The sequence below is a fragment of the Tepidibacter sp. genome (genome assembly GCF_025210165.1).
Classification (GTDB): domain Bacteria; phylum Bacillota; class Clostridia; order Peptostreptococcales; family Peptostreptococcaceae; genus Tepidibacter_A.
Genome location: NZ_JAOASI010000022.1, coordinates 12,958 through 38,243 on the forward strand (window position 1 = coordinate 12,958; position 25,286 = coordinate 38,243).

Genomic DNA, 25,286 nt, shown 5'->3' on the forward strand with positions numbered 1-25,286 from the left:
ATCAGAAATTCTGATAGGAGGATAGACATGGATATTCGTAATTTTATCACATTCAATACAATTGTAGATACAGGCGGGTTTACTAAAGCAGCAATACGATTAAACTATGCTCAATCCACAGTGACACTTCATATTAAGGAATTGGAAACCCATTATAATGAACGACTTTTTGATAGAATGGGTAAACGCATTTTTCTTACGTCTTTTGGCACAAAATTACATGAAAAATCTAAAAGATTGGTAGAAGAGTATAAATCTATTCTTGAAATGAATAATAAAGATCAAACTTGTGAGGTCTTAAGGATTGGTATTTATGAATCCTTATTGAAGTATCGTATGTATGATATTATTCATGAATATAAAACCAAATATCCACATGTAGATATGATTATTCATCATGGTACTTGTAAAAAACTTAGGGATATGGTTCGAAACGGTGAACTTGATCTTACTTTCCAAATAGAATCAAGCACAGAATTCTCAGGTTTCAATGTTGACGTTCTTTGTGAAGAAAAGTTTAGTCTCATTCTTCCAAAAAATAATAAAATAGATATTCTGCACAAGAGTAATCAAACAATTTATCTGACGGAGAAAGGGTGTTCCTATCGTATGATGTTTGAAGACTTTTTAAATAATCAAGGGATTATTCCTGAACACATTATGGAAACAGGTTTTGTAGACATGATTAAGCAATATGTTTCCTTTGGATTGGGGTATTCTATGGTTCCAACTATTACAGTAACAGATGAGAAAGATAAAGAAGAATTAGAAGTATTAGATTTTAGTAATGAGAGCCCTATGTATACTCAATTAGTATATCATAAAGAAAAATATATTTTTTCTGCAATGGAAGCTTTTATTAAATTGGTAAAATATTATGCTAAGAACTGGAATTAGGAAAAACTGCAACAACCGTATATAAATTACTTACAAGTTTGATATGAGGTGATTATGTGTTTTCAATACCAAAGAAAACATTGGTAAAAGAAGTAATGAGTGATAAATATATAAAAGTTTATTATAAAGAAGAATTATCTGTATGCTTAGATAAAATGTTAAAAAATAATTTAGATGATGTATATATTGTAGATGAAGATGAAAAGTTAATAGGATTATTATCATTAACAGATATATCAAAAACTAAAAAATCTGATTTGAATTGTGGTAATTTAATTGAGAATTTTATGATAAAAGATATAAAAACTATATCTAAAAATGAATCCTTGATTGATTGTAGGAATACGATGATTGAAAATAAGATAGCAAGGCTCCCTGTTGTACAAAATGGATATTTAATCGGAGTAATAAGAAATGATCAAATAAGAGATTATTTTTATATGAAGATGGAGGAAATAGGAAGCAAACTTAATCACATTATAAATAATATACATGAAGCAGTCTGTGTAGTAGATAAAGATGGATATGTTATCGTGTGGAATAAAAATTCAGAAAAACTATACAATATAAAGTCTAAAGTTATATTAGGAAAAAAACTAGAAAAATTTTTCCCTAAAGGAATATTATTAAAGGTTTTAAAAACTAAAAAAGCTGTAGATGAGGTATATCACTCTCCACCTAGAAAGGATTCAGATGTAATAGTTACTGGACAACCAATATTTATAGATGGAGAATTGGTAGGTGCAGTATCTACTGATAGGGACATAACACAGGTTAAGCGTCTATCAAGTCAGCTTCAAAGAGCAAATGATACTTTGAAGTTTTTAGAAAATGAAGTTAAAAAATTTTCAAGCGATAATTTTGGAAATATAATTGGAAAAAGTGAAAAACTTACAAAATCTATTCAAACTGCGAGGCAGGTAGCAAAAACTAATGCTAGCATATTGATACTTGGAGAGAGTGGCACTGGTAAAGAAGTGTTTTCAAGATCTATACACGATTATAGTCAAAGAGAAGGATTGTTTGTACCTGTAAACTGTAGTGCTATACCTAGTGAATTATTTGAAAGTGAGTTCTTTGGGTATGAATCAGGTGCTTTTACAGGAGCAAATAGAAAAGGAAAAATGGGAATATTTGAACTTGCTAATAATGGAACCGTATTTTTAGATGAGATTGCAGATCTTCCTATTCAGATGCAGGCAAAGCTTTTACGAGTGCTTCAAGAAAAAGAAGTTAGAAGAGTGGGTGGAGAAAAAACTATAACTATAAATGTAAGAGTTATATCTGCCACTAATAAAGACTTAAATGAGATGATTGAAAAGGAAGAATTTAGAGAGGATCTATACTATAGACTAAATGTAGTTGAGCTTAATCTACCACCTTTAAGAGAAAGGCATGGAGACATAGCTATATTAATACATAAATTCTTAAAGGATATATGTGCTCAAAACTCTAAAACAGTCCCTGAAATAGACCTAGAAGTTATGGATATACTTAGGAATTACACTTGGAAAGGAAATATAAGGGAGCTAAAAAATACAATAGAACATTTGGTTGTACTTAGCAAAGATAATATTATAAAAAAAGATTTAATTCCAAAATATATATATGATAATATGAATAAAACCACTAATTATCAAAATTATCCTATGGATTTAAATCAGGCAATAGCAAAATTAGAACAGGATACAATAAAAAAAGCTTTGAATATGTCTGCTGGAAATAAAGCAAAGGCTGCTAAGTATTTAAATATACCTAGAAGTACTTTGTATTATAAAATGAACCAGTATAAAATAGAGTGAAGTGTCAAAAAATAGACAAGTGTCAGAAAACAGACAAAAAATATTTTAAAAATGAAATGCAGTTAATAAGGCCTGTATAAGCATGGACAAGTTGTTAAAAAAATGAAAAATAGTCGAAAAACTGACGAATTAATTACTTTGTTATAATACTATAAAAAATTTTAAATTAAAAACATATATAATACGAAAATTTTATATACTAGTAAAATCAAGTGTTATAAAAGAAAAATAAATAAAAAGTGCAAGTAAAATAAAAAAATGGCATACTATTTGCTTTAACATATAGATAAGAAGAAAAAATGGCAGGAGGTGAAAATGTGAATTTAACTATAAGCTTAAAACAACACGTTGGAGTGCCATGTAAACCTATTGTTAATATAGGTGATAAAGTTAAGAAGGGACAGTTAATAGCCAAGCCTAACGGATTAGGTGCTAATATACACTCAAGTGTATATGGAAAAATTGTAGAAATAACTGATACCAATATAATTATAGAAGCTGATGAAAATCAACCAAGTGATTACGTTAAGATAAAAGAAACTAAGAGTCATCTAGAGGCGGTTAAAGAGGCTGGTATAGTTGGAGCTGGTGGAGCAGGATTTCCTACACATATTAAATTAGATGTAAATTTAAAAGGTGGATTTATTATAGCAAATGCTGCTGAGTGTGAACCGGTGCTTTCTCATAATGTTGCAGTAATGGAGAAAAATCCAGAAATTATTGTAAAAGGTCTTAAATATGTAATTGAAATGACTAATGCTTCTAAAGGATATATAGCTGTAAAGCCAAAGTACAAAAAAGCAATTATAGCTCTTGGTAAAGCATGTAAATATGAAGAAAAAATAGAAATTAAATATTTACCAGATATGTACCCAGCAGGTGATGAAAGAGTTATAATAAGAGAATTACTTAATGTAGAACTAAAGCCAGGGCAATTACCACTAGAAGCTAGAGCTGTAGTTTGTAACACTGAAACACTAAAAAATATCGTATTAGCTATAGAGGAGCAAAAGCCTGTTATAACTAAGGATATCACAGTTGGTGGAAGAGTTAAGAATGCTAAGGGTGGAAAGTGCTTTATGGATGTTCCAATAGGAATGCCTATTAAGCACTACATACAAGAATGTGGTGGATATGAGTTACCATATGGAGAGATAGTATTAGGAGGACCTTTTACAGGCATTCATGGAGAAGAAGATTCTACAGTTACTAAGACTTTAGGCGGTGTATTAGTATCAATGCCGTTTCCTAATGATAGTAGAAAAGTTGGTATAATTGCATGCGAATGTGGTGCGCAAGAAGACAGACTTAAAGAAATAGCTGCTGGAATGGGGGCTGAGGTTGTAGCAGAAACTAAATGCAAGAGAATGACAGAGTCTAATGGAAGATATAGATGCGATTTACCTGGAATGTGTCCAGGGCAAGCTGAAAAAGTTTTATACCTTAAAAAGCAGGGAGCAGAAATAGTTATTACTGGAACATGTGAGGACTGAACTAACACAGTTATGAACGTAGCTCCTAGGTTAGGAGTGCCAGTATACCATAGTACTGACCATGTTTTAAGAGGTGCAGGGCATAGAATATATAGAAGAAAAAAATAAGAGGAGGAGATTTATATGTCAATTACTCCAGAAACAGCTAAAGCTCATGCTAAAGATCCAGCGGTTTGCTGCTGTAGATTCGAAGCTGGTACTGTGATTGAAACATCGATTTTAGAGGATCCAGCAATATTTGCTGACTTAGAGGATTCGGGATTATTAGAAATACCTGCAAATTGTTTAACTATAGAAGAGGTTTTAGGTGCTAAATTAACTAAAACTATAGATGCATTAACTCCGCTTACAGCTGATGTATTAGAAGGTGTTAACAAGATAGAAAAAGCTGAAGAAGTTAGAGAAGAGACTAAAGAAATAGCAACTGTTGCACCAGTAACAGGCGTTACTCCAGTTTCAGGTGGATCTGTTAAGATACACATAGGAGAGGGAAGAAACATAGATTTAGAAATACCTTTAAATATAGCAGCTTCTATGGGTCTTGCACCAGCTGTAGCTCCAGTTACTCAAGCTACTGATTTAGAAGTTGTACCTCCAGTTAATCAAGTAAAAGAAGCTAAGGCTATTAGATCATTAACTAAGAAGCACTTTAAAATAGAAAATGTTGAACTTGCTGATGAAACTAAAATAGAGGGGACAACTCTTTACATAAGAAAAGATATATGTCCAGAAGCAATAAACAGCGAAGAGTTAGTTGTAGATATGAAATTAGAAATAATAACTCCTGATAAGTACAACACTTATAGTGAAACTATAATGGATATTCAACCTATAGCGACTAAAGAAGAGGGAGAACTAGGAGAAGGCATCACTAGAGTAATAGATGGAGTTATCGTTATGGTAACAGGAACTGACGAAAATGGAGTTCAAATAGGTGAATTTGGTTCTTCTGAGGGTGACTTAGATAAGAACATCATGTGGGGAAGACCAGGTGCTCCAGATAAAGGAGATATATTCATAAAGACTCAAGTTACAGTTAAGGCTGGAATGAATATGGAAAGACCAGGACCTCTTGCAGCTCATATGGCTACAGATGTTATAACTCAAGAAATAAGAGAAGCTTTAAAGAACGCTGATGATTCTTTAGTTGTTGAAACTAAAGAGTTAACTCAATACAGAAGACCTGGAAAGAAAAAAGTAGTTATAGTTAAAGAGATAATGGGGCAAGGAGCAATGCACGATAATTTAATATTGCCAATGGAGCCAGTGGGAACCTTAGGAGCTAAACCTAATGTTGACCTTGGAAATGTTCCGGTTATGTTATCTCCGCTTGAAGTATTAGATGGAGGAATACATGCACTGACTTGTATAGGACCTGCTTCTAAAGAAAATTCAAGACACTACTACAGAGAACCTCTAGTAATAGAAGCTATGAATGATGAAGAAATAGATTTAGCAGGTGTTATATTTGTAGGATCTCCTCAAGTTAACTCTGAGAAATTCTATGTATCTAATAGATTAGGTATGATGGTGGAAGCTATGGATGTAGATGGAGCTATAATAACGACAGAAGGATTCGGAAACAACCATATAGATTTTGCATCTCACCATGAGCAAATAGGTAAAAGAGGAGTTGCAGTAGTTGGATGTACTTTCTCTGCAGTTCAAGGAGCTTTAGTTGTTGGAAATAAATACATGAAATATATGATAGACAACAATAAGTCTAAGCAGGGTATAGAGAATGAAATACTTTCAAACAACACATTATGTAAAGAAGATGCTATAAGAGCTTTAGCTATGGTTAAGGCTGTTATGGATGGAGAAGAAGTTAAAGCTGCAGAAAGAAAATGGAATAACAATGTTAAGTTAAATAACGTTGAGCTTATAGAAAAAGAAACTGGAACTAAGGTAGAACTTCTTGAGAATGAGCAAGTTTTAGAAAAAAGTAAGAAGAGAAGAGAAATCTACGAAAAATAAGATTCCTAAAATAGGTGATGTAAATGGAAAGATTAAAATATGCTTCTACAGAGAGAATGTATGAAGGTGTAATCGTTGAATTAACAGATGGTGGAGTTACTATTGATTTAAAAGGTAGACTTGGTCAATTTAAAATACCAAAGAGAATGTTAATAAGTGATTATGAATTAAAGCTTGGTATGGAAGTTGGATTTTTATTAAGCTATCCTGAAGTATTAGGACCTGAGGTTAATGAAAAATATGCCAAGATAATAGCAGAAAATCAAAGACGTGAACAAGAAAAAAATAAATAACAGGAAAGAGAGGTAATAGATATGAGTCTTACAGTAGTAAAAGGACTTCAATCAGAAATATTTGTACCAATAACACCTCCACCAGTATGGACGCCTGTAACTAAAGAATTAAAAGATATGAAGATAGCTTTAGCTACAGCAGCTGGTGTACACTTAAAATCAGATAAGAGATTTAATTTAGCAGGAGACTTTGGATTTAGAGTAATACCAGGAGATGCTTTAACTAGTGAAATGATGGTATCTCACGGTGGATACGATAATGCAGATGTTAATAAGGACATTAACTGTATGTTCCCTATAGATAGATTAAGAGAGCTTGCAAATGAAGGATATATCAAAGAAGTAGCTCCAGCACACTTTGGATTTATGGGGGGCGGTGGAGATCAACAAAAATTTACTGACGAAACTGGTCCAGAAATAGCTAGACAATTAAAAGAAGAAGAAGTAGATGCAGTTGTATTAACAGCTGGCTGAGGTACTTGCCACCGCTCTGCCGTGATCGTGCAGAGAGCGATTGAGGAAATAGGTATACCTACTATAATAGTAGCAGCTCTTCCTCCAGTAGTAAGACAAAATGGTAGTCCAAGAGCAGTTGCTCCATTAGTTCCAATGGGAGCAAATGCAGGTGAGCCAAATAATGTTGAAATGCAAACTAACATATTAAAAGATACTTTAACTAAGCTTGTAGAAATACCAAGTGCAGGTAAAATAATATCTTTACCATATGAATATATAGCTAAAGTATAATTAATAAACTTCCCTCTTTTAACGAAGAGGGAAGTTTATTAAACAAAAAATACCTTCAAGAAGGTGATGTATATGAATAAAGAGAAAGTTCTAAGAAGATTAGTAATAAAGGCTTTTCATATAAATAAGGTTGAACTTGGAGATGAAAATTCGATAAGTGAAAGTTTGCTAATGATTGACAAAAAAATATCAAAAGAATTAGTCGATAATGAAGAATTGATAGAAGATATAAATATTAACATAATAAAGCCTAATCAGCATAATATTTATATAAACACTATTATGGACATTGTACCAATATCTACAAAGGTACTTGGCAAAATAGGAGAAGGGATAACTCATACATTAACTGGAGTTTATGTTATGATAACAGGAGCTGATAGTAAAAAAAAGCAGATGCATGAATTTGGATCATCTGAAGGAATTTTAAAAGAACAGCTTGTTTTAGATAAAGCTGGTACTCCATCTAAGGATGATTATATAATTCATTTTGATGTAACTTTAAAACCAGATATCCCATATGAAAGAAAGCTTCCTTTATCAGCTTTTAGAGCGAGTGATGAGTTTATACAAGGAATCAGAGCTATTTTAAAAGAATTAGATGGAAGAGATTCAACAGAGTCGCATGAATATCTAGATAAAATAAGACCTGATTCTAAAAAAGTTGTAATAGTAAAGCAAATAGCAGGTCAGGGTGCTATGTATGATAATCAACTTTTTTCAGATGAACCAAGTGGAGTTTTAGGAGGTAAATCTATTATAGACGTGGGAAATGTTCCTATGATAATATCTCCTAATGAATACAGAGATGGCGCATTAAGAGCCATGACGTAAGGCGGTGATATTATGGGTATAGGACCATCAACTAAAGAAACATCTCTTCATCATTTTAGAGATCCACTACTAGATGTTGTAAGTAATGATAAGGATGTAGATCTTTTAGGTGTTATGGTAGTAGGAACACCTCAGGATAATAAAGAAAAATATTTTGTAGGAGCAAGAGTGGCAGCTTGGGCTGAAGCTATGAGAGCCGATGGCGTAATTATTTCCGTTGATGGATGGGGAAACTCTCATGTGGATTATGCAAATACGATAGAAGAAATAGGAAAAAGAGGAATACCTGTAGTAGGACTTAGCTTTATAGGAACTCAAGCAAAATTTGTAGTAACTAATAATTACATGGACACTATTGTAGATTTTAATAAATCAAAAGACGGAATAGAGACACAAGTCGTTGGAGAAAACAATGTAGATACATTAGATGCTAAAAAAGCGCTTGCATTTTTAAAATTAAAAATGAGAAAAGAGGGTAAATAGTATGAAAACTATAAGAAATATTCACGCTGTTGATTCACACACTATGGGAGAACCAACAAGAATAATAGTTGGTGGAGTACCTAATATACCAGGTAAAACTATGGCTGAGAAAAAAGAGTATCTAGAAAAAAATATGGATACATTAAGAACTGCGATTATGCTTGAGCCAAGAGGACACAATGATATGTTTGGTTCTATATTAACAGCTCCAGTAAATGAAGAAGCTGACTTTGGAATAATCTTTATGGATGGTGGCGGATACTTAAATATGTGTGGTCATGGATCTATAGGAGCTATAACAGTAGCTGTTGAAACTGGTATGGTTGAGCCAAAAGAGCCTATTACAGAGGTTGTAATGGATACTCCTGCTGGAATAGTAAGATCTACAGCTAAGGTTGAAAATGGAAAGGTTAAAGAAGTATCTATAGTTAATGTACCAGCTTTTCACTATAAGAAAGATGTAGAAATAGAGGTTCCTGAAATAGGAAAAATAAAATTTGATATATCTTTTGGAGGAAGCTTCTTTGCCATAATAGACGCTAAACAATTAGGACTTTCAGTTGAGCCTAAGAATGCTCAAAAGTTAACTAATTTAGGTCTAAAAATAAGAGATATAATAAACAAAGATGTAGAAATACAGCATCCTACTTTGTCTCATATAAAAACTGTTGACTTAGTTGAAATATATGATAAACCATCTCATCCAGAAGCAACTTACAAAAATGTAGTTATATTTGGCCAAGGACAAGTGGATAGATCACCTTGTGGAACTGGAACGAGTGCTAAAATGGCAACTCTTCACTCTAAGGGAGAGTTAAAAGAAGGAGAATTATTTGTATACGAAAGTATACTTGGAACTTTATTCAAAGGAAGAGTAGTTGGAACTGGTAAGGTTGCTGATTATAATTCTGTAATACCTGAAATAACAGCGTCAGCTTATATAACTGGCTTTAATCACTTTGTAATAGATCCTGAAGATCCATTAAAGTATGGATTCGTATTAAAATAAAATTAAAAAATAACATACATTGTTTACTTTTTATCAAAGTAATAGTAAAATATAGATACACAAAATAAGGAGGGGAATAAACAATGATAAACATAGTTTTAGGTGTTTTAGGCGTTTTAACTCTTTGGTTTGCAGTAGTACTTATATTAGATTTTATAAAAAATAAAGATAATTTAGAAGAACATAATAGTTGGGGAAAAGTTGTTTTCATTGGATTTATAACAGATTTTTTCGATACTTTAGGAATAGGTTCATTTGCACCTACAACAGCACTACTTAAAGGTATGAAACAAGTTCAAGATAGACTTTTACCAGGAACATTAAATGCTGCTCATACTATACCAGTTGTACTTGAAGCGTTCATATTTATGACAGTTATAAAAGTTGATCCTATTACACTGGTTTCTATGCTTGTGGCTGCAACGATTGGGGCATATGTCGGAGCTGGAATAGTTTCAAGACTTCCAGAAAAGAAAGTACAGTTTGTAATGGGTATAGCTTTATTTATTACAGCTTTCTTAATGCTTGCAGGAAAAATGGATTGGATGCCAGGTGGCGGGCAGCCATTAGAAAAACCATTTGATGGAGTTAAAAATAGTTTGGTTTATAAAACTCTTGAAATAGAAGAAACTGAAAAAATATCAGAAGCTGGAAGTTTAAAAATAAAAGAAATTATAAATACATCAAAAACGAAGGAAATGTCAGAAAATACAAAAATGGAAGCAAAACAAGTTATAGAAAAATTAGGATTAGAAATAAATGGAGAAGTTATAAATCATAAAATAAAAGAAGTTATAGAAATAAAAGAAGTTAAAGATGGAGAAGCTGTTAAACAAATGGTGAAGTTTAAAAGAGAAACAGGAATACCTATAGGAGTTAGAGGTTTAAAACTCATCATAGCTGTGATTGCAAACTTTATACTTGGAGCTTTAATGACAGCTGGTATAGGTCTTTATGCACCGTGCATGGCACTTGTTTATTTCTTAGGAATGTCACAAATTATAGCTTTCCCGGTAATGATGGGTTCTTGCGCATTTTTAATGCCAGTTGCATCAGTTAAGTTTGTTAAAGAAAAAGCAATTGACAGAAGAGCATCAATAGGTATAACAATAGGGGGTGTAGTAGGAGTTATTATAGCAGCTAAGTTTGTAAGTGGATTAGATATTGAAACACTCAAATGGTTAGTTATAATAGTTATATTCTATACTTCAATTACAATGATTAAAGTAGCATCTAAGAATAAAGAACTAGTAAACTGAATAAATTTATAAAAGACTGTCGGTATATACCGGCAGCTTTTTATTCTAGAGGAATTTATAACGCTACACCTATGACTATTTTTAAGCAACAGAGTGGTTAGACTTATTGGCACTATGAATGTAGTGAATTTTGCGTTTAAAATTTTTTAAAAACCTGAATAAAATAGTCTTTATCCTAATATATTTATATAGATAATACATAAGAACATGGAGGGAAGGAAGATGATCAATATAAAAGAAGATACGAATGTTGTTAATATGTTAGGAGAAATTACAGAAGAACTTAAGGTAAGTCATGAAATATTTGGAGAAAAGTTTTATACTGCAAAAATAAAAATAAAAAGACTTAGTGATTCTGAAGATATACTACCTATTACTGTATCAGAGAGACTTATTGGGGACTTGAATATGGATATTGGCAAAAAAGTTGAAGTAAGTGGACAGCTAAGATCATACAATAAAGTGATTGATGGTAAAAACAAGCTTATATTAACTATATTTGCAAGAGAATTAGCTTTTGTAGATTCAGAAAATAAGGACCCTAATAATATATTTTTAGATGGATATGTATGTAAAAGTCCTATATATAGAAAAACTCCTCTAGGAAGAGAAATTACAGACTTGTTGCTTGCGGTTAACAGAGCTTATAATAAGTCGGATTATATACCATCTATAGCTTGGGGCAGAAATGCAAAGTTTTGTAAAAATTTAAAAGTTGGAGATAGAGTCCAATTATGGGGTAGAATTCAAAGTAGACAATATGAGAAAAAAATTGAGGATGGAGAAATTGATGTAAAGGTAGCATATGAGGTTTCGGTATCCAAAATGAAGAAGTTATTGGAAAATAACACTAAATAGTAAATTATAACATTTTTGTTTTATGGATAACTTGTTAAGAAAGAGATATTTGAGACTATTTTGAGCAACGGAGCCTGTAAGGATCGTTGGCGATATGAGTCACCGCGTTAGCGAGTAGACGAATTTTATATTGAATAATGGAATTATATTTATTATAATAGATAAGTAATAACTAAAGAAAAGACAGAAGGTGAATTTACTTGAAAAAAATATGTGTAGATACATCTTATTATATAAGAGGTAGTATATGTCCTAATAAAAAACAAAATAATATAAATAATTTCTTGGAAACCGCAAACTGTTCTGTTGGAGAGAAAGTATTGCTTTTGGGAAATATATCTAACTATGGTAAGTATTTGAAGAAATTAGGTGTAGAGGTTATTATACTTGAAAATAATAAATATGTTACAAGTTCTGCTGTTGTAGATAATGGAAATTGTAATATAATTCAAGGCTCTGTTGAATATATGCCTTTTAAAGATAGTTATTTTGATAAAGTAATATTTTTAAATTATTTTAATTGTTTGGATAATGAAAAAAATGCTTTAAGTGAAATTTATAGAGTTTTAAAATACAAAGGCAAGGTTATAATAGAGAATAAAAATCCTAAGAATTTATCTATAAAATTAAAATCGTTTCAAAATAAGATAAAAGGATATAACGGAAAATTTTATAGCCCTACAGAAATAGTGGAAATATTTGGGGAAAGTGGATTTTGTGGGACTTTTAAAGAAATAGATAGTGAAAATTATATTTATATGGGTATTAAAACAGATTAAAGACTAGGTTATACCTAGTCTTTTTTTAAAAGGAGGAAAACATGAAAATTTATTATGAACCTATAGCTTGGATGATAATTATTATTATACTTATGTCTATTCAATACTCTATAAATAAGATTACTGTTTTACTAAGAGATATAAAAGAAATACTTATTCAGCTTAAAATAAAGGATAGGTTGTAATATGGTAGATTTAATGCTTATAGAAGAAGATATAAAAAATACAGCAGAGGTTATATCATCTGTTCTAAATGTAGATGTTACTATAGTTGATCAGAACTTAACTAGAATTGCGGGAACTGGCAAATATGCTAATAAAATAGGAGAGAAGATAAGCTTATACTCTGCATTTAAAAATGCACTAGATACAGGTGAAAGTTTTATAATTGAAAATCCAAGAGAAGATAAGATATGTAAGATGTGTAAGGATAAAAATCAATGTAAGGAATTTGCAGAGGTATGCTGCCCTATAGCATTAGAAGAAAAAATATATGGAGTTATAGGTCTTATAGCATTTACACAAGAACAAGGAGATAATATAAAAAATAATAAAAGTCAGTTGATGAGCTTTTTAACAAAAATGGCAGATTTAATATCGAGCAAAATAAAAGCAGAGAATAAATCTTATGAGATAAAAATACAGGCAAAGAGATTAGAAATGCTTCTTAATAATATGGATAAAGCAGTAGTATCTACTGATGTGTATGGAAATATAGATAAATACAATGATAAATTCAAAAGTATATTTCAATTAGATGATAGAATAGATAAACATAATATATTCGATATACTGAAATTTATAAACGAGAAAGAAATAAAAAATGTAAAAGAAAGACATAGAAGTACATCTTTTACTTATAAAAATAAAAATTATACATTAAGAGGTATATATAATTTAAATACAATAACAATAGATGGTGATATAAAAGGATATGTTTTTGATTTTATAGATAATTCTTCAGCCATAGAAAATTTTAATGAAATAACTGGGACGAGTTATAATATAGGATTTGATAATATAATAGGTAATAGCATATCTATGGAAAATGTAAAGAATGAAGCTAGGATTGCATCAAAGACTTCATCTACTGTATTAATAACTGGAGAAAGTGGTACAGGGAAAGAATTATTCGCAAGAGCTATACATAATAATAGTAGTAGATGCAAGAGCTCGTTCATAGCTATTAACTGTGCAGCAATACCAGATAATTTACTTGAAAGTGAGCTATTTGGATATGAGGAAGGCGCGTTCACAGGAGCTAAAAAAGGTGGGAAAGTAGGAAAATTTGAGCTTGCAAATAAAGGAACAATTTTTCTTGATGAAATAGGAGATATGAGTATACATTTACAAGGAAAACTACTCAGGGTATTGCAAGAAAGAGAAATTGAAAAAATAGGTGGAAAAATAAATATTTCAGTTGATGTTAGAATAATAGCTGCAACAAATAGAGATTTAGAGAAGATGGTTGAAAAAGGAGAATTTAGAGAAGATTTATACTATAGATTAAATGTTATACCTATATCTATACCACCATTAAGATATAGAAAAGAAGATATAGTATTACTTGTAGATAATATAATTGAAGACTATTCTAAGAAGTTAAATAAATATATAAATGGAATAGAAGAATGTGCAATAAAAAAAATAATTGACTATCCGTGGCATGGAAATGTAAGACAGCTTCAAAATGTAATAGAGTACAGTATAAATATGTCAAATTCATCAATTATAAGGTATGAAAACCTACCCCAAAAAATAATAAATAGAAATAAGGAAATTAAATTTGATATAAATGATTATATAACTCCTCTTAAGGAAATGGAAAAGAAAGAAATAATTAAAGCTTTGCATAAATTTAAGGATTACAAAAAAGACAAGGAAAGAGCTTGTAAGGCTCTAGGGATATCCAGAGCTACACTTTATAGAAAAATGAAAGAGTATGAAATAAAATAATCTCAAATTGAGACGATAATCTCGATTTGAGATTATTTTATTTCAAAAAGATACAAAATTATATATATAATCTATCTAATCAACAAATAATAAACTACAAGTATTGAAAAAACTAGAATATAAAAGTTGGCATAGTTTGTGCTATGTATAAATTGTATAAAATTAAATTGGGGGTTTTAAAATGAAAAAAATACTTGTAGATATGTTAAAAGCAGAGGTAAAGCCAGCTTTAGGATGTACAGAGCCAGTTGCAGTAGCATTAGCTTGTGCAAAAGCGAAAGAATTATTAGGGGAAGAAATAGTTGAATGTAATATACTTGTAAGCCCTAATGTATATAAAAATGGTATGTGCGTTGGAATACCTGGAACAACAAGATTAGGTCTTAAAATAGCAGCTGCTATGGGACTTAATGGAGGAGATTCTGAACTTGGACTTAGAGTATTAGAAAAATTAGGAGAAGAAGAGGTTAAAATATCAGAAAACTTTATGGATCAAAATATGGTTAAAATATCTCCTATAGAAACTACTGAAAAGGTTTACATAGAAGTTAACTTAAAAGGAAAAGAAAATACATCAAAAACTATAATAATGACTAAGCATGATAACTTTGTTCATATACAAAAGAATGACTCTGTAATTTTAAATGGAGAAATAAGCTTAGATGTAGAATATACACACGTTGATAGCCCAGCGGTGAAACTTACAATTAAAGAATTAATTCAAGAAATAGAAAAAATGGATGAATCGGATTTAGACTTCTTATTAGAAGGTATAGATATGAATATGGATATGGCAAACGTTGCTATAGAAGATAAGGTAGGTATTGGTGTAGGATATGGAATCAAAAAAGCTATGGATGATAAAATGCTTTCTGATGATCTTATAAATAAAGCTATGATGTTAACAGCAGCAGCTTCTGATGCTAGAATGAGCGGAGTTAATAAGCCTGTTATGAGTTCTAATGGAAGTGGAAATCATGGACTTACAGCTATACTTCCAATAGCAGCTTATAATGAAATGTATCCTCAAACAAAAGAAAAATTAGCAAAAGCATTAGCAATAAGTCACTTAGTTACAGGCTATATAAAGAATTATACAGGAAGATTATCTGCAGTTTGTGGATGTGGAGTAGCAGCATCAACAGGATCAGCAGCAGCTATAACATGGCTTATGGATGGAACGTATGAGCAAATAGATGGAGCAATTGAAAATATGATTGCAAACTTAAGTGGTATGATATGCGATGGAGCAAAAGCTGGATGTGCTCTAAAACTTGCATCTGCTGCATCTGCTGCCGTTCAAAGTGCTGTAATAGCTAAATATAACTGTGTAGTACCAGCTCTTAACGGAATAGTAGGAAATAAAGTTGAAGAAAGTATAAGAAACTTAGGAAAAGTTAGTGCTCAAGGAATGACAATAACAGATGAGGTTATAATAAAAGTCATGGATGGTATGAATAATAACTAAAGTAATATTGACAAAAATCTACTTTTTAATTAAAATAGAGTTTAAAATACAACTACTCTAGGAGGTTTATTATAGAATGAATATAGAAACTAAAGTATGGGAAACGCTATGCTCTGAAGAAGATATAGTTAGAAGAACTGCTGAACTTGGAAAACAGATAGCAGAGGACTATAAGGATAAGAAATTATTCGTTATATCTCTTTTAAAGGGAAGCTTTATATTTACGGCTGATCTTGTTAGAAAGATAGACATCCCAGTTAAAATAGGATTTATGACTACATCTAGCTACGGACACTCAGAAGAGTCAAGTGGAAAAATAGATATGCTTGCAGATATAAAGGACGATATATCAGGATATGATGTTTTAGTGGTTGATGATATAACAGATTCAGCTCTTACTATGAGCTTTGTTATGAACCACTTAAAGACAAAAAATCCTGCAAGTGTTAAATGTTGTGTATTATTAGATAAACCAGTTAGAAGAAAAGTAGATTTAGTTCCTGATTATGTAGGTTTTGAGATAGATGATAAATTCGTAGTTGGATATGGGCTAAACTATGGAGATTACTATAGAAATGTTCCTTATGTATTCAATGTAACTAATCAAGATAGATAAAAAAGATGGCTAATTAGCCATCTTTTTTAACCTCTTAAGTCTTCCATAAGTTTAGTTTTTTCTTGAGTTTTTTCATCTTTCATTTTTACAATCTTAGCAGGAGATCCAGCAACAACAGCACCTTCAGGTACATCTTTAGTTACAACAGCTCCAGCTGCTACAACAGCTCCTTTTTTAACTATAACACCTTCTAATATCACAGCATTTGCTCCTACAACAACATCATCTTCAAGTATTACAGGTGTAGCAGAAGGTGGCTCAAGCACACCTGCAACGACAGCACCTGCTCCTAGATGTACATTTTTACCTATAGTTCCTCTTGCTCCTATAACAGCGTTCATGTCAATCATAGAGCCTTCTCCTATCTCAGCTCCGATATTGATAACTGAACCCATCATTATAACTGCATTTTTACCAATAGAAACCATATCTCTTATAACTGCACCTGGTTCGATTCTAGCATCTTCATGTAAATAATTATAAGTAGGTATAGCAGAGTTTCTTCTATCAAACTCTAAGTGATAATCTTCAATAGTCTCTTTATTTTCATCTAAAATATTCTTAACAGATGATTGTTCTCCTATTAAGATATAACTGTTATCACTACCAAATATTTTTACGTTTTCGTAATTTTTACTCTTTAAAGTTCCATTTAAATATACTTTAACTGGTGTTTTCTTAGTCGAATTCTTTATAAATTTTGCTATCTCATATGGGTCTGTTAATTTCATCATTAGTAATTTACCTCCTAAGTTTTACAAAGATACTATATCTTTCATATTATAATATCCGTTTCCTTTATTTACAATAAATTTAGCTGCTTGAAGAGAACCTTGAGCAAATATTTCTTTTGATAAGGCTGTATGATTAAGTTCTACTATTTCATCCTTACCTGCGAATATAACGCTGTGGTCTCCAACTATAGTTCCACCACGTACTGCATGAATACCTATTTCATTTTCTTTTCTTTTTGCATCTTTACCATGTCTTCCAAAGTTAAATTCATTATCTAAAACATTTTGGATTTCATTTGCAAGCATTAAAGCAGTACCACTAGGTGCATCAACTTTTCTGTTATGATGCTTTTCGATTATTTCTATATCGAAATTATTTAAAGCTTTAGCTGATATTTCAACAAGCTTTAAAAGTAGGTTCACTCCAAGTGACATATTTGAGCTATGAAATACTGGAACTTCTTTAGAATGCTCATTTATCATATCAAGCTCTTCATTAGTATACCCAGTTGTTGCTATAACTAACGGAGTTTTAGTTTTTTTAGAATAATCTAGCATATCATTTAATGTGGTTGGATTAGAAAAATCTATTATAACATCAGCTTTTTCATTAATGTCCAATATATTAGAATATGCATTATATTCAGTAGTTTCGTTAATTTCTCTAGAAACACCTGCTACAAGTTCAAAAGCTTCATCATCAAATATAGATTTTGTCAAAACTTTTCCCATTTTGCCAAGGCATCCATTAACTATAACTTTAATCATTCTACACCTCCTGTAATAATGCGATTTAAAATCCTATACCACATATGCGGTATAGGATTTTAAAAGGTTTTATAATTTGAATCCGTAGTCTGTTAATTCTTTCTTTAATACGCTTAAATTACAATCATCCATATCTACCAGTGGAAGTCTAAGTTCACCCATGTCAAATCCTAATAAATTCATAGCTGTTTTAACTGGTACAGGATTTACCTCTATAAATAGAGCATCTATTAAAGCCTTCATATCTAATTGAAGTTTTCTAGAACCTTCTACATCTCCTTCAAGAAACTTATATACTAAGTCATGAGTATCTTTTGGACATATATTAGCAACAACAGATATAACACCACATCCTCCAAGAGATAATAGAGGTACAATCATATCATCATTTCCAGAATATATTCCAAATCCTTCAGGACAAACTCTTGCCATCTCAGCAACTTGAGATATATCTCCACTAGCTTCTTTAACTGCTACTATATTTTTATGAGTAGCTATTTGAGCAAGTGTTGAAGGTTTTATATTAACTCCTGTTCTTCCTGGTACGTTATAAACGATTATAGGAATATTAACAGCATCAGCTATAGCATTAAAGTGAGAAATAAGACCTTTTTGAGTAGACTTATTGTAATAAGGAGTTATAACTAAAAGTCCATCAGCTCCTAATTCTTCAGCCTTTTGACTAAGGTGCATAGAATGTGAAGTATTATTAGAACCAGTACCTGCTATAACTGGTATTCTTTTATTTGTTTTATCTATTACAAATTTTATAGTTTCTATTTGTTCTTCGTCAGTCATTGTAGATGCTTCCCCAGTAGTTCCGCATACTATAAATGCATCTGTTCCTTCTTTAATATGGTACTCTATAATTTCTCCTAATTTTTGAAAGTCTATTTTTCCATCTTTAAATGGAGTAACTAAGGCAACGCCAGAACCTTTAAATAGCATGAAAATCATCCTCTCTATACTAAATTATATTTTAATAAAAGCTCAGCTATTTGAACTGTGTTAGTTGCAGCTCCTTTTCTTATATTATCAGCTACAACCCACATGTTGATACCATTATCTAAGCTAAAATCCCTTCTTATTCTTCCGACGAACACCTCGTCTTTTCCTGCAGTATCTAGTGCAAGTGGATATTGGTTATTTTCAGGATCATCAACAACAACAACTCCATCTGTATCATTTAAAATGTCAAATACTTCTTTAATATCAAATTCTTTTTCAAATTCAACATTAACAGATTCACTATGAGAATACATTACTGGTATTCTTACTGTTGTAGCTGTTATTTTTATAGTATGATCATTTAATATTTTTTTAGTTTCATCTATCATTTTTATTTCTTCTTTTGTATAGCCATTGTCCATAAATACATCTATATGAGGCAATGCATTATAAGCTATAGGGTGAGGATATAATTTATTTTCATTACCCTTAATACCTTCTTCTAAATCAGATATACCCTTAACACCAGAACCTGAAACTGCTTGATATGTTGAGTATACTATTCTTTTTATACCGAATTTGTCGTGAAGATTTTTTAAAGGCACTACTGCTTGAATAGTAGAGCAGTTTGGATTTGCTATTATACCATTGTGATTTTTCACATCTTCAGGATTTACTTCTGGAACAACTAAAGGAACATCATCATACATTCTCCACATGCTACTATTGTCTACTACTATAACGCCTTTTGCCTTAGCTATTGGAGCAAATTTTTTACTAATTTCTCCTCCGGCAGAGAATAAAGCTATATCTATATCCTTGTCAAAAGAATTTTCTGTTAGCTCCTCTATTATGTAGTCTTTTCCATTGAATTCAATAACATTTCCAGCAGATTTTTTTGATGCCAATAAATATAGGTTTTCTATAGGGAAATTTCTTTCCTTTAAAATCTTTAAAAATGTCCTTCCTACCATTCCTGTTGCACCAACTATTGCAACGTTTACTTTTTTCATAGATAAACCCCCTTTATCATAAATATATGATATTATATATTTTACAATGAAGAAAAAATAAATACTTTAATATATATTATCATTCAATATAAATATATTCAATAAAATATGCGTTGTGATAATTCTTTTTTTAGAAAGGAGATAAAGATGAATATAAGAGAAGATGTTCAGGGGTTAAAGAATAAAGTATATAAGCATAGAAGTGAATTAAATAAAATAGCAGAGCTAGGAATGAAGGAATATAAAACATCTAAATATATAAAAGATTATCTAGATTCTTTAGGACTAGAATATGAAGAATACTTAGATACGGCAGTAGTAGGAATTATAAAAGCAAAAAAACCTAAAAAAAATATAGCATTTAGAGCAGATATGGATGCTTTGAATATAGATGGACAAATAAAGCATCTTTGTGGTCATGATGGACATATGAGTATACTCTTAGGTTTTATAGAGTATTTAAATATAAATAAAGATAAGTTATCAGATAATATCGTTTTTATTTTTCAACCAGCGGAAGAATCTCCTGGTGGAGCACTACCTTTAATAAAAGAAGGAGTGTTAGAAAAATATAAAGTCGATGAAATATATGGACTTCATATATATCCAGATATAGAAGAAGGATTTGTGGGAGTTAAGCCTGATCATTTCTTAGCTCAAACAGGAGAAATAGATATTGAGATAGTAGGTAGAGGTGGTCATGGAGCTATGCCTCAAAACTCTGTTGATTCAATACTGATAGCTTCAAATTTTATCAATTCAATACAAAGTATAATATCTAGAAATATAAGACCTCTTGATGAAGGGGTACTAAGTATTGGGAAAATAGAAGGCGGAAGCAGAAGAAATATAATAGCTGAAAGTGTTAAGCTTGAAGGTACTATAAGAGCATTTAAACAAGAAGTATATGACAAAATAAAGCAAAGAATAGTTGAAATATCATGTGGTTTTGAAAAATCTTTCGATTGTAATATAAATATAAATATAAAAGATGATTACCCTGCAGTTAATAATGACAAAGAACTATTTTATGAATTCAAAGAAGCTATTGATGATAAATATATAAAAATACTTGAGCCATTAATGATAGCTGAGGATTTCTCGTATTATCAACAACATGTAAAAGGATTATTTTTTATGTTAGGTTCTAAAAATGTTGATAAAGAGTTTGTAAGTGGACTTCACCATATAAAGTTTAATTTTGATGAGAAGATACTTTTAAATGGTATAAATATATATGTAGAATTACTAAAGTATAAAGGAACTTTGTTAAAGTAAAAATACAACATAATCAAATTCATATTCTTAGTCCAAAAAGGGTATTAAAATATTAGCAATGTGTTAAATATTTTAATACCCTTTGTTTTGTAAGTTTGGTTTTAAAATTAGTTTTCCATTATAAAACGGCCAAGAATATTTTAAGGATATATGGTAAAAATAAGTAAAAAGGAGGTTTTATATATGGAAAAAAATAAAAAGAAGAAAATAGTTACAGAAAATGATATAATGAAATATGAAATTGCAAGTGAAATAGGCCTTATGGATAAGATAAATGAAAAAGGATGGGCAGGACTTACAGCAAAAGAAGCTGGAAAAATTGGTGGAATGCTTACAGCTAGGAAAAAAAATAAGAAAAAGAAATAGGAGAATATTATGCAGTATAAAGATTTCGCATTCATATACGATAATTTAATGGACAATGTAGATTATGATAAATGGGTAGATTATATAGAAGAAATAATAAAAAAGGAAGATGTACAAGTTAAGAATATACTAGAACTTGCATGTGGAACAGGCAACTTAACTATACCTTTTGCTAAAAAAGAATATGATATTTTAGGTATTGATATATCTGAGGATATGCTTAGTGTAGCAAGAGAAAAATGTATAGATGAAGGTATTGAAGTTGTATTTTTAAATCAAGATATGACTGAGCTTGATTTTGAAGTTTATAATTTAGATTGTGTTTTGTGTGCATGTGATGGATTTAATTATATATTAGAGGATGAAAATATACAAAGTATATTCGATAATGTATATGAATTGCTTAAGCAAAAAGGTGTATTTATATTTGATATAAGCTCATATAATAAACTATCAAATATTCTTGGGAATAATACATTTGGTGAAAATAGGGAAGATATAACCTATATTTGGGAAAATTATTTTGATTATGAGACTAATATGGTAGAGATGGATTTGGCTTTCTTCACACGAAATAAAGAATATTATCAGAAGTTTGAAGAAACTCATTATCAAAGAGCTTATAAAAATGATGAAATAGTAAATATGCTAAAAAATACTGGATTTGATTATATTAAGGTATACAAGGATTTTACTTTTTTAAGCCCTGATGAAGAAACAGAGAGAGTATTTTTTGTGTGTAAAAAATAAGAGTGTTATTGACTGATTATTATTTAGGTGGTATACTTTTTCCCTGATAAAATTAAACTTAAATATCAGGGAATTTTAACGTGTAATTAAATAATTCTTGTAATTATAGATAATATTCATAAGGAGGTAAATATGAAAAACTATATAATAAGAGCTAGTGCGGGAAATCATAGCATAAGAGCTTTTGCTGCGTATACTACAGAAATGGTAGATACTGCTAGAAAAATACATAATACAACACCTGTAGCGAGTGCTGCACTTGGAAGAACTTTAACTGCAACATCTATGATGGGTGTTATGATGAAGAATGAAAATGATAAATTAACGGTACAAATAAAGGGTGATGGACCTTTAGGGAATATAGTTATAGTTAGTAATTCAAAAGGAATGGTAAAGGGGTATGTATCAAATCCTTTTGCTGATGTTCCTCCTAAATATGCTGGTAAGCTTGATGTTGGAGCAGCTGTTGGAAAACAAGGAACTATAACAGTTATAAAGGACTTAGGACTTAAAAAGCCGTATATAGGATCTTATCCTTTAGTAAATGGAGAAATAGCAGAGGACTTTACTGCCTATTTTGCATATTCAGAGCAACAACCATCTGCAATAGCTTTAGGTGTACTTGTTGATACTGACTATTCTGTAAAGGCATCTGGAGGGTTTATAATTCAGCTTCTTCCTGATGCTAGTGAAGAAATTATACAGATATTAGAGAAAAACTTATCTGACATGAAGCCTATATCAACTTTAATAGCTGAGGGAAAAATGCCAGAAGATATACTGGATATAGTACTTAAAGATATGGATCATGAGATTCTTGATAAGTATGAAGTTGGATTTGAGTGCGATTGTAGTAAGGAAAGATTTGAAAGAGCATTGATTAGTATAGGAAAGAAGGATTTAGAAGAGATTCTTGAAACTGATAAAAAAGCAGAACTTACTTGTCATTTCTGTAATACAAGCCATCAGTTTGATGAAGCAGATTTAAAAAAACTTATAGATAGTATATAGATTAAGGCAGATAGAATTCTTCTATCTGTTTTTTTGCATTTTTAAATAGGATGTATTATTTCATCAAAATTTAAAAAATTTAAATTTATTAAAAAATACAGAATAATCCCTTGTAAGAAAAGCGATTAGAAGGTAAAATATTACATGGGAGGCGATACAATATGAGTAATTATAATTTAAAGAAAGCTGGTTTTTCTACAAAAACTATTCACGCAGGACACAAAAAGGATATCGTATCAGGAGCTTTAACTACTCCTATATATCAAACATCTACTTTTGTATTTGATAATGCAGAGCAAGGTGGAAGAAGATTTGCACTTGAAGAGCCAGGATATATATATACAAGACTTGGCAATCCAACATCTACACAATTAGAAGATAAGGTAGCAGCTCTTGAAAATGGTGAAGCTTGCATGTCTACAGCTTCTGGTATGGGAGCTATATCGTCTGCACTTTGGACAGCTTTAAAGGCTGGAGATCATGTTGTTGCTGATGAAACTTTATACGGTTGTACTTTTGCACTTTTAAATCATGGACTTACAAGATTTGGAGTAGAGGTTACTTTCGTAGATGCATCTAATGTAGACAATATAAAAAATGCTATGAAGGATAATACTAAGGTTGTGTACATAGAAACACCTGCTAATCCAAACTTAAAGGTAGTTGATATTGAAGCAGTAGCTAAGGTTACTCATGAAAAAGAAGATTGTATGCTAATCGTTGACAATACATTCTGTACACCTTTCATTCAAAAACCGATTGAACTTGGAGCTGATGCTGTAGTTCATTCTGCTACTAAGTACTTAAATGGTCATGGAGATGTTATAGCAGGATTTGTAGTAGGAAAGCAAGAGTTTATAAATAATGTTAGATTATTTGGAGTAAAGGACATGACTGGAGCAGTTCTTAGCCCATTTGATGCATACTTAATAATAAGAGGATTAAAAACTTTAGGTGTAAGAATGCAAAGACATTGTGAAAATGCAATGGAAGTTGCAAAGTTTTTACAAAAGCATGAAGCAATAGAGAAAGTATATTATCCAGGATTTGAAGATCATGATCAATACGAAGTAGCTAAAAAGCAAATGGCTATGCCTGGTGCTATGATAGCTTTTGAAGTTAAGGGTGGAATAGCTGAAGGTATACAATTCATAAATAGCCTTGAGCTTTGCACATTAGCAGTTAGCTTAGGTGATTGTGAGACATTAATCCAACATCCAGCATCTATGACTCATTCTCCTTATACTCCAGAAGAGAGAAAGCAAGCTGGAATAAGTGATGGACTTGTAAGATTATCAGTTGGTCTTGAGAATGTGGAAGATATAATTGGTGATTTAAAGCAAGGGTTAGATAGATTATTATAATTAAAAAAGAATATAAATATATGAAAGATGTGCCGATTAAAGGCACATCTTTTTGCTTTAAAAGATAAAAAATAGAAAGCTACTGTATCCACAAAATATAAACAATTCAATACCGATAATTAATATACCTTCTAATAAAACTAGAGATTGTATCTTATCAAATATACTAAAACTTCTTAAACTCCCTACAGTCAAACAGAAGAAGTTTCTTAACGTATATTTGAACGATACAATCTAAGTTTTATAGTAGAAGGTATATCAAAATTATCTAACATTGAATTGTTTATATTGTGTAGTATCTACTTTAAAAGTTAAAGTGGGGATACTTTACCTAACTGAGTTTTATAATAACGGTGTTTGTCAATAGAGTTGTCGCATAAAATCTAATCCTTTTGTTATGTTCGATTTTTAAAAATACAGATTTTGAATATTTTACCATGCGTTTTTCAAAAAGAGTATCTTTCAAGATATCTATTTTTCAAAATTATATTACATCGTTTTCAAATAAATCTTTGACCTCATCTGTTGGATTTAAAGCAACGGTTTTAGGAGTTTCCCATTTTTGTATTCCTTTATTAAATCT

25 protein-coding genes are annotated in these 25,286 nt (G+C 30.8%); 21 read left to right on the forward strand and 4 right to left on the reverse strand.

From position 1 onward, the window contains the following. The first annotated feature begins 27 nt into the window (after nucleotides 1–27). From N4A48_RS03420 to hpt, 16 genes are all read left to right on the forward strand, one after another. Nucleotides 28–897, forward strand: a complete 870-nt coding sequence (locus N4A48_RS03420) for a LysR family transcriptional regulator (RefSeq protein WP_293664330.1) — start codon at nucleotides 28–30, stop codon at nucleotides 895–897. 56 nt (nucleotides 898–953) lie between these two features. Further along, the gene (prdR, locus tag N4A48_RS03425) at nucleotides 954–2,699 is read left to right on the forward strand and encodes a sigma-54 dependent transcriptional regulator PrdR (RefSeq protein ID WP_293664332.1); all 1,746 of its coding nucleotides are present in this window, start codon (nucleotides 954–956) and stop codon (nucleotides 2,697–2,699) included. Between the two features lie 299 nt (nucleotides 2,700–2,998). Next, entirely contained in the window at nucleotides 2,999–4,300 is a 1,302-nt protein-coding gene (gene prdC / locus N4A48_RS03430) for a proline reductase-associated electron transfer protein PrdC (RefSeq protein WP_443081742.1), read from the forward strand. Nucleotides 4,301–4,315: 15 nt separating this feature from the next. Beyond that, complete coding sequence (prdA, locus tag N4A48_RS03435) at nucleotides 4,316–6,169, forward strand: D-proline reductase (dithiol) proprotein PrdA (protein WP_293664336.1); 1,854 nt, start codon at nucleotides 4,316–4,318, stop codon at nucleotides 6,167–6,169. Nucleotides 6,170–6,192: 23 nt separating this feature from the next. Continuing rightward, nucleotides 6,193–6,462, forward strand: coding sequence for a CBO2463/CBO2479 domain-containing protein (locus N4A48_RS03440; RefSeq protein WP_293664338.1), 270 nt, complete (start codon nucleotides 6,193–6,195; stop codon nucleotides 6,460–6,462). Between the two features lie 21 nt (nucleotides 6,463–6,483). Next, entirely contained in the window at nucleotides 6,484–7,209 is a 726-nt protein-coding gene (gene prdB, locus N4A48_RS03445) for a D-proline reductase (dithiol) protein PrdB (RefSeq protein ID WP_293664340.1), read from the forward strand. 72 nt (nucleotides 7,210–7,281) lie between these two features. Beyond that, a complete protein-coding gene (gene prdD / locus N4A48_RS03450; protein ID WP_293664342.1) occupies nucleotides 7,282–8,043 on the forward strand; it encodes a proline reductase cluster protein PrdD in 762 nt (253 codons plus the stop codon). A gap of 12 nt (nucleotides 8,044–8,055) precedes the next feature. Then, nucleotides 8,056–8,526, forward strand: a complete 471-nt coding sequence (locus N4A48_RS03455) for a glycine/sarcosine/betaine reductase component B subunit (protein ID WP_293664344.1) — start codon at nucleotides 8,056–8,058, stop codon at nucleotides 8,524–8,526. 1 nt (nucleotide 8,527) lies between these two features. Then, nucleotides 8,528–9,535 (forward strand): proline racemase, encoded by a 1,008-nt coding sequence (locus tag N4A48_RS03460; protein WP_293664346.1) that lies wholly within the window; start codon nucleotides 8,528–8,530, stop codon nucleotides 9,533–9,535. Nucleotides 9,536–9,618: 83 nt separating this feature from the next. Then, a complete protein-coding gene (locus N4A48_RS03465) occupies nucleotides 9,619–10,794 on the forward strand; it encodes a sulfite exporter TauE/SafE family protein (RefSeq protein WP_293664348.1) in 1,176 nt (391 codons plus the stop codon). A 222-nt stretch (nucleotides 10,795–11,016) separates the two neighbouring features. Further along, complete coding sequence (locus tag N4A48_RS03470) at nucleotides 11,017–11,652, forward strand: single-stranded DNA-binding protein (RefSeq protein WP_293664350.1); 636 nt, start codon at nucleotides 11,017–11,019, stop codon at nucleotides 11,650–11,652. Nucleotides 11,653–11,852: 200 nt separating this feature from the next. After that, nucleotides 11,853–12,431 carry a methyltransferase domain-containing protein gene (locus N4A48_RS03475; protein WP_293664352.1) on the forward strand — a complete coding sequence of 193 codons (579 nt, stop codon included), beginning with the start codon at nucleotides 11,853–11,855 and terminating at the stop codon, nucleotides 12,429–12,431. A 41-nt stretch (nucleotides 12,432–12,472) separates the two neighbouring features. Continuing rightward, the gene (locus N4A48_RS03480) at nucleotides 12,473–12,616 is read left to right on the forward strand and encodes a hypothetical protein (RefSeq protein WP_293664354.1); all 144 of its coding nucleotides are present in this window, start codon (nucleotides 12,473–12,475) and stop codon (nucleotides 12,614–12,616) included. 1 nt (nucleotide 12,617) lies between these two features. Further along, complete coding sequence (locus N4A48_RS03485) at nucleotides 12,618–14,387, forward strand: sigma-54 interaction domain-containing protein (protein WP_293664356.1); 1,770 nt, start codon at nucleotides 12,618–12,620, stop codon at nucleotides 14,385–14,387. Between the two features lie 181 nt (nucleotides 14,388–14,568). Continuing rightward, nucleotides 14,569–15,855 carry an L-cysteine desulfidase family protein gene (locus N4A48_RS03490; RefSeq protein ID WP_293664357.1) on the forward strand — a complete coding sequence of 429 codons (1,287 nt, stop codon included), beginning with the start codon at nucleotides 14,569–14,571 and terminating at the stop codon, nucleotides 15,853–15,855. A gap of 76 nt (nucleotides 15,856–15,931) precedes the next feature. Then, entirely contained in the window at nucleotides 15,932–16,471 is a 540-nt protein-coding gene (gene hpt, locus N4A48_RS03495; protein ID WP_293664358.1) for a hypoxanthine phosphoribosyltransferase, read from the forward strand. A gap of 26 nt (nucleotides 16,472–16,497) precedes the next feature. Here hpt and dapD read toward each other — a convergent pair whose 3' ends face one another. From dapD to N4A48_RS03515, 4 genes are all read right to left on the reverse strand, one after another. After that, nucleotides 16,498–17,205: a 2,3,4,5-tetrahydropyridine-2,6-dicarboxylate N-acetyltransferase gene (dapD, locus tag N4A48_RS03500; RefSeq protein ID WP_293664359.1), complete on the reverse strand. Its 708-nt coding sequence runs from the start codon at nucleotides 17,203–17,205 to the stop codon at nucleotides 16,498–16,500. A gap of 21 nt (nucleotides 17,206–17,226) precedes the next feature. After that, nucleotides 17,227–17,973: a 4-hydroxy-tetrahydrodipicolinate reductase gene (gene dapB, locus N4A48_RS03505; RefSeq protein WP_293664360.1), complete on the reverse strand. Its 747-nt coding sequence runs from the start codon at nucleotides 17,971–17,973 to the stop codon at nucleotides 17,227–17,229. A gap of 69 nt (nucleotides 17,974–18,042) precedes the next feature. Continuing rightward, nucleotides 18,043–18,921, reverse strand: a complete 879-nt coding sequence (dapA, locus tag N4A48_RS03510; RefSeq protein ID WP_293664361.1) for a 4-hydroxy-tetrahydrodipicolinate synthase — start codon at nucleotides 18,919–18,921, stop codon at nucleotides 18,043–18,045. A 14-nt stretch (nucleotides 18,922–18,935) separates the two neighbouring features. Further along, the gene (locus N4A48_RS03515) at nucleotides 18,936–19,934 is read right to left on the reverse strand and encodes an aspartate-semialdehyde dehydrogenase (RefSeq protein WP_293664362.1); all 999 of its coding nucleotides are present in this window, start codon (nucleotides 19,932–19,934) and stop codon (nucleotides 18,936–18,938) included. 147 nt (nucleotides 19,935–20,081) lie between these two features. On the opposite strand from N4A48_RS03515, the gene N4A48_RS03520 reads away from it, so the two are divergent. The 5 genes from N4A48_RS03520 (at nucleotide 20,082) to megL (ending at nucleotide 24,703) form a co-directional block, all read left to right on the forward strand. Then, nucleotides 20,082–21,212, forward strand: a complete 1,131-nt coding sequence (locus tag N4A48_RS03520) for an amidohydrolase (RefSeq protein WP_293664363.1) — start codon at nucleotides 20,082–20,084, stop codon at nucleotides 21,210–21,212. 183 nt (nucleotides 21,213–21,395) lie between these two features. Next, entirely contained in the window at nucleotides 21,396–21,578 is a 183-nt protein-coding gene (locus N4A48_RS03525) for a small, acid-soluble spore protein, alpha/beta type (RefSeq protein ID WP_293664365.1), read from the forward strand. Between the two features lie 6 nt (nucleotides 21,579–21,584). Further along, nucleotides 21,585–22,328: a class I SAM-dependent DNA methyltransferase gene (locus N4A48_RS03530; protein WP_293664371.1), complete on the forward strand. Its 744-nt coding sequence runs from the start codon at nucleotides 21,585–21,587 to the stop codon at nucleotides 22,326–22,328. A gap of 132 nt (nucleotides 22,329–22,460) precedes the next feature. Further along, nucleotides 22,461–23,339 (forward strand): Hsp33 family molecular chaperone HslO, encoded by an 879-nt coding sequence (gene hslO / locus N4A48_RS03535; protein ID WP_293664367.1) that lies wholly within the window; start codon nucleotides 22,461–22,463, stop codon nucleotides 23,337–23,339. Nucleotides 23,340–23,500: 161 nt separating this feature from the next. Continuing rightward, the gene (gene megL, locus N4A48_RS03540; RefSeq protein ID WP_293664369.1) at nucleotides 23,501–24,703 is read left to right on the forward strand and encodes a methionine gamma-lyase; all 1,203 of its coding nucleotides are present in this window, start codon (nucleotides 23,501–23,503) and stop codon (nucleotides 24,701–24,703) included. Nucleotides 24,704–25,286: the final 583 nt, after the last annotated feature.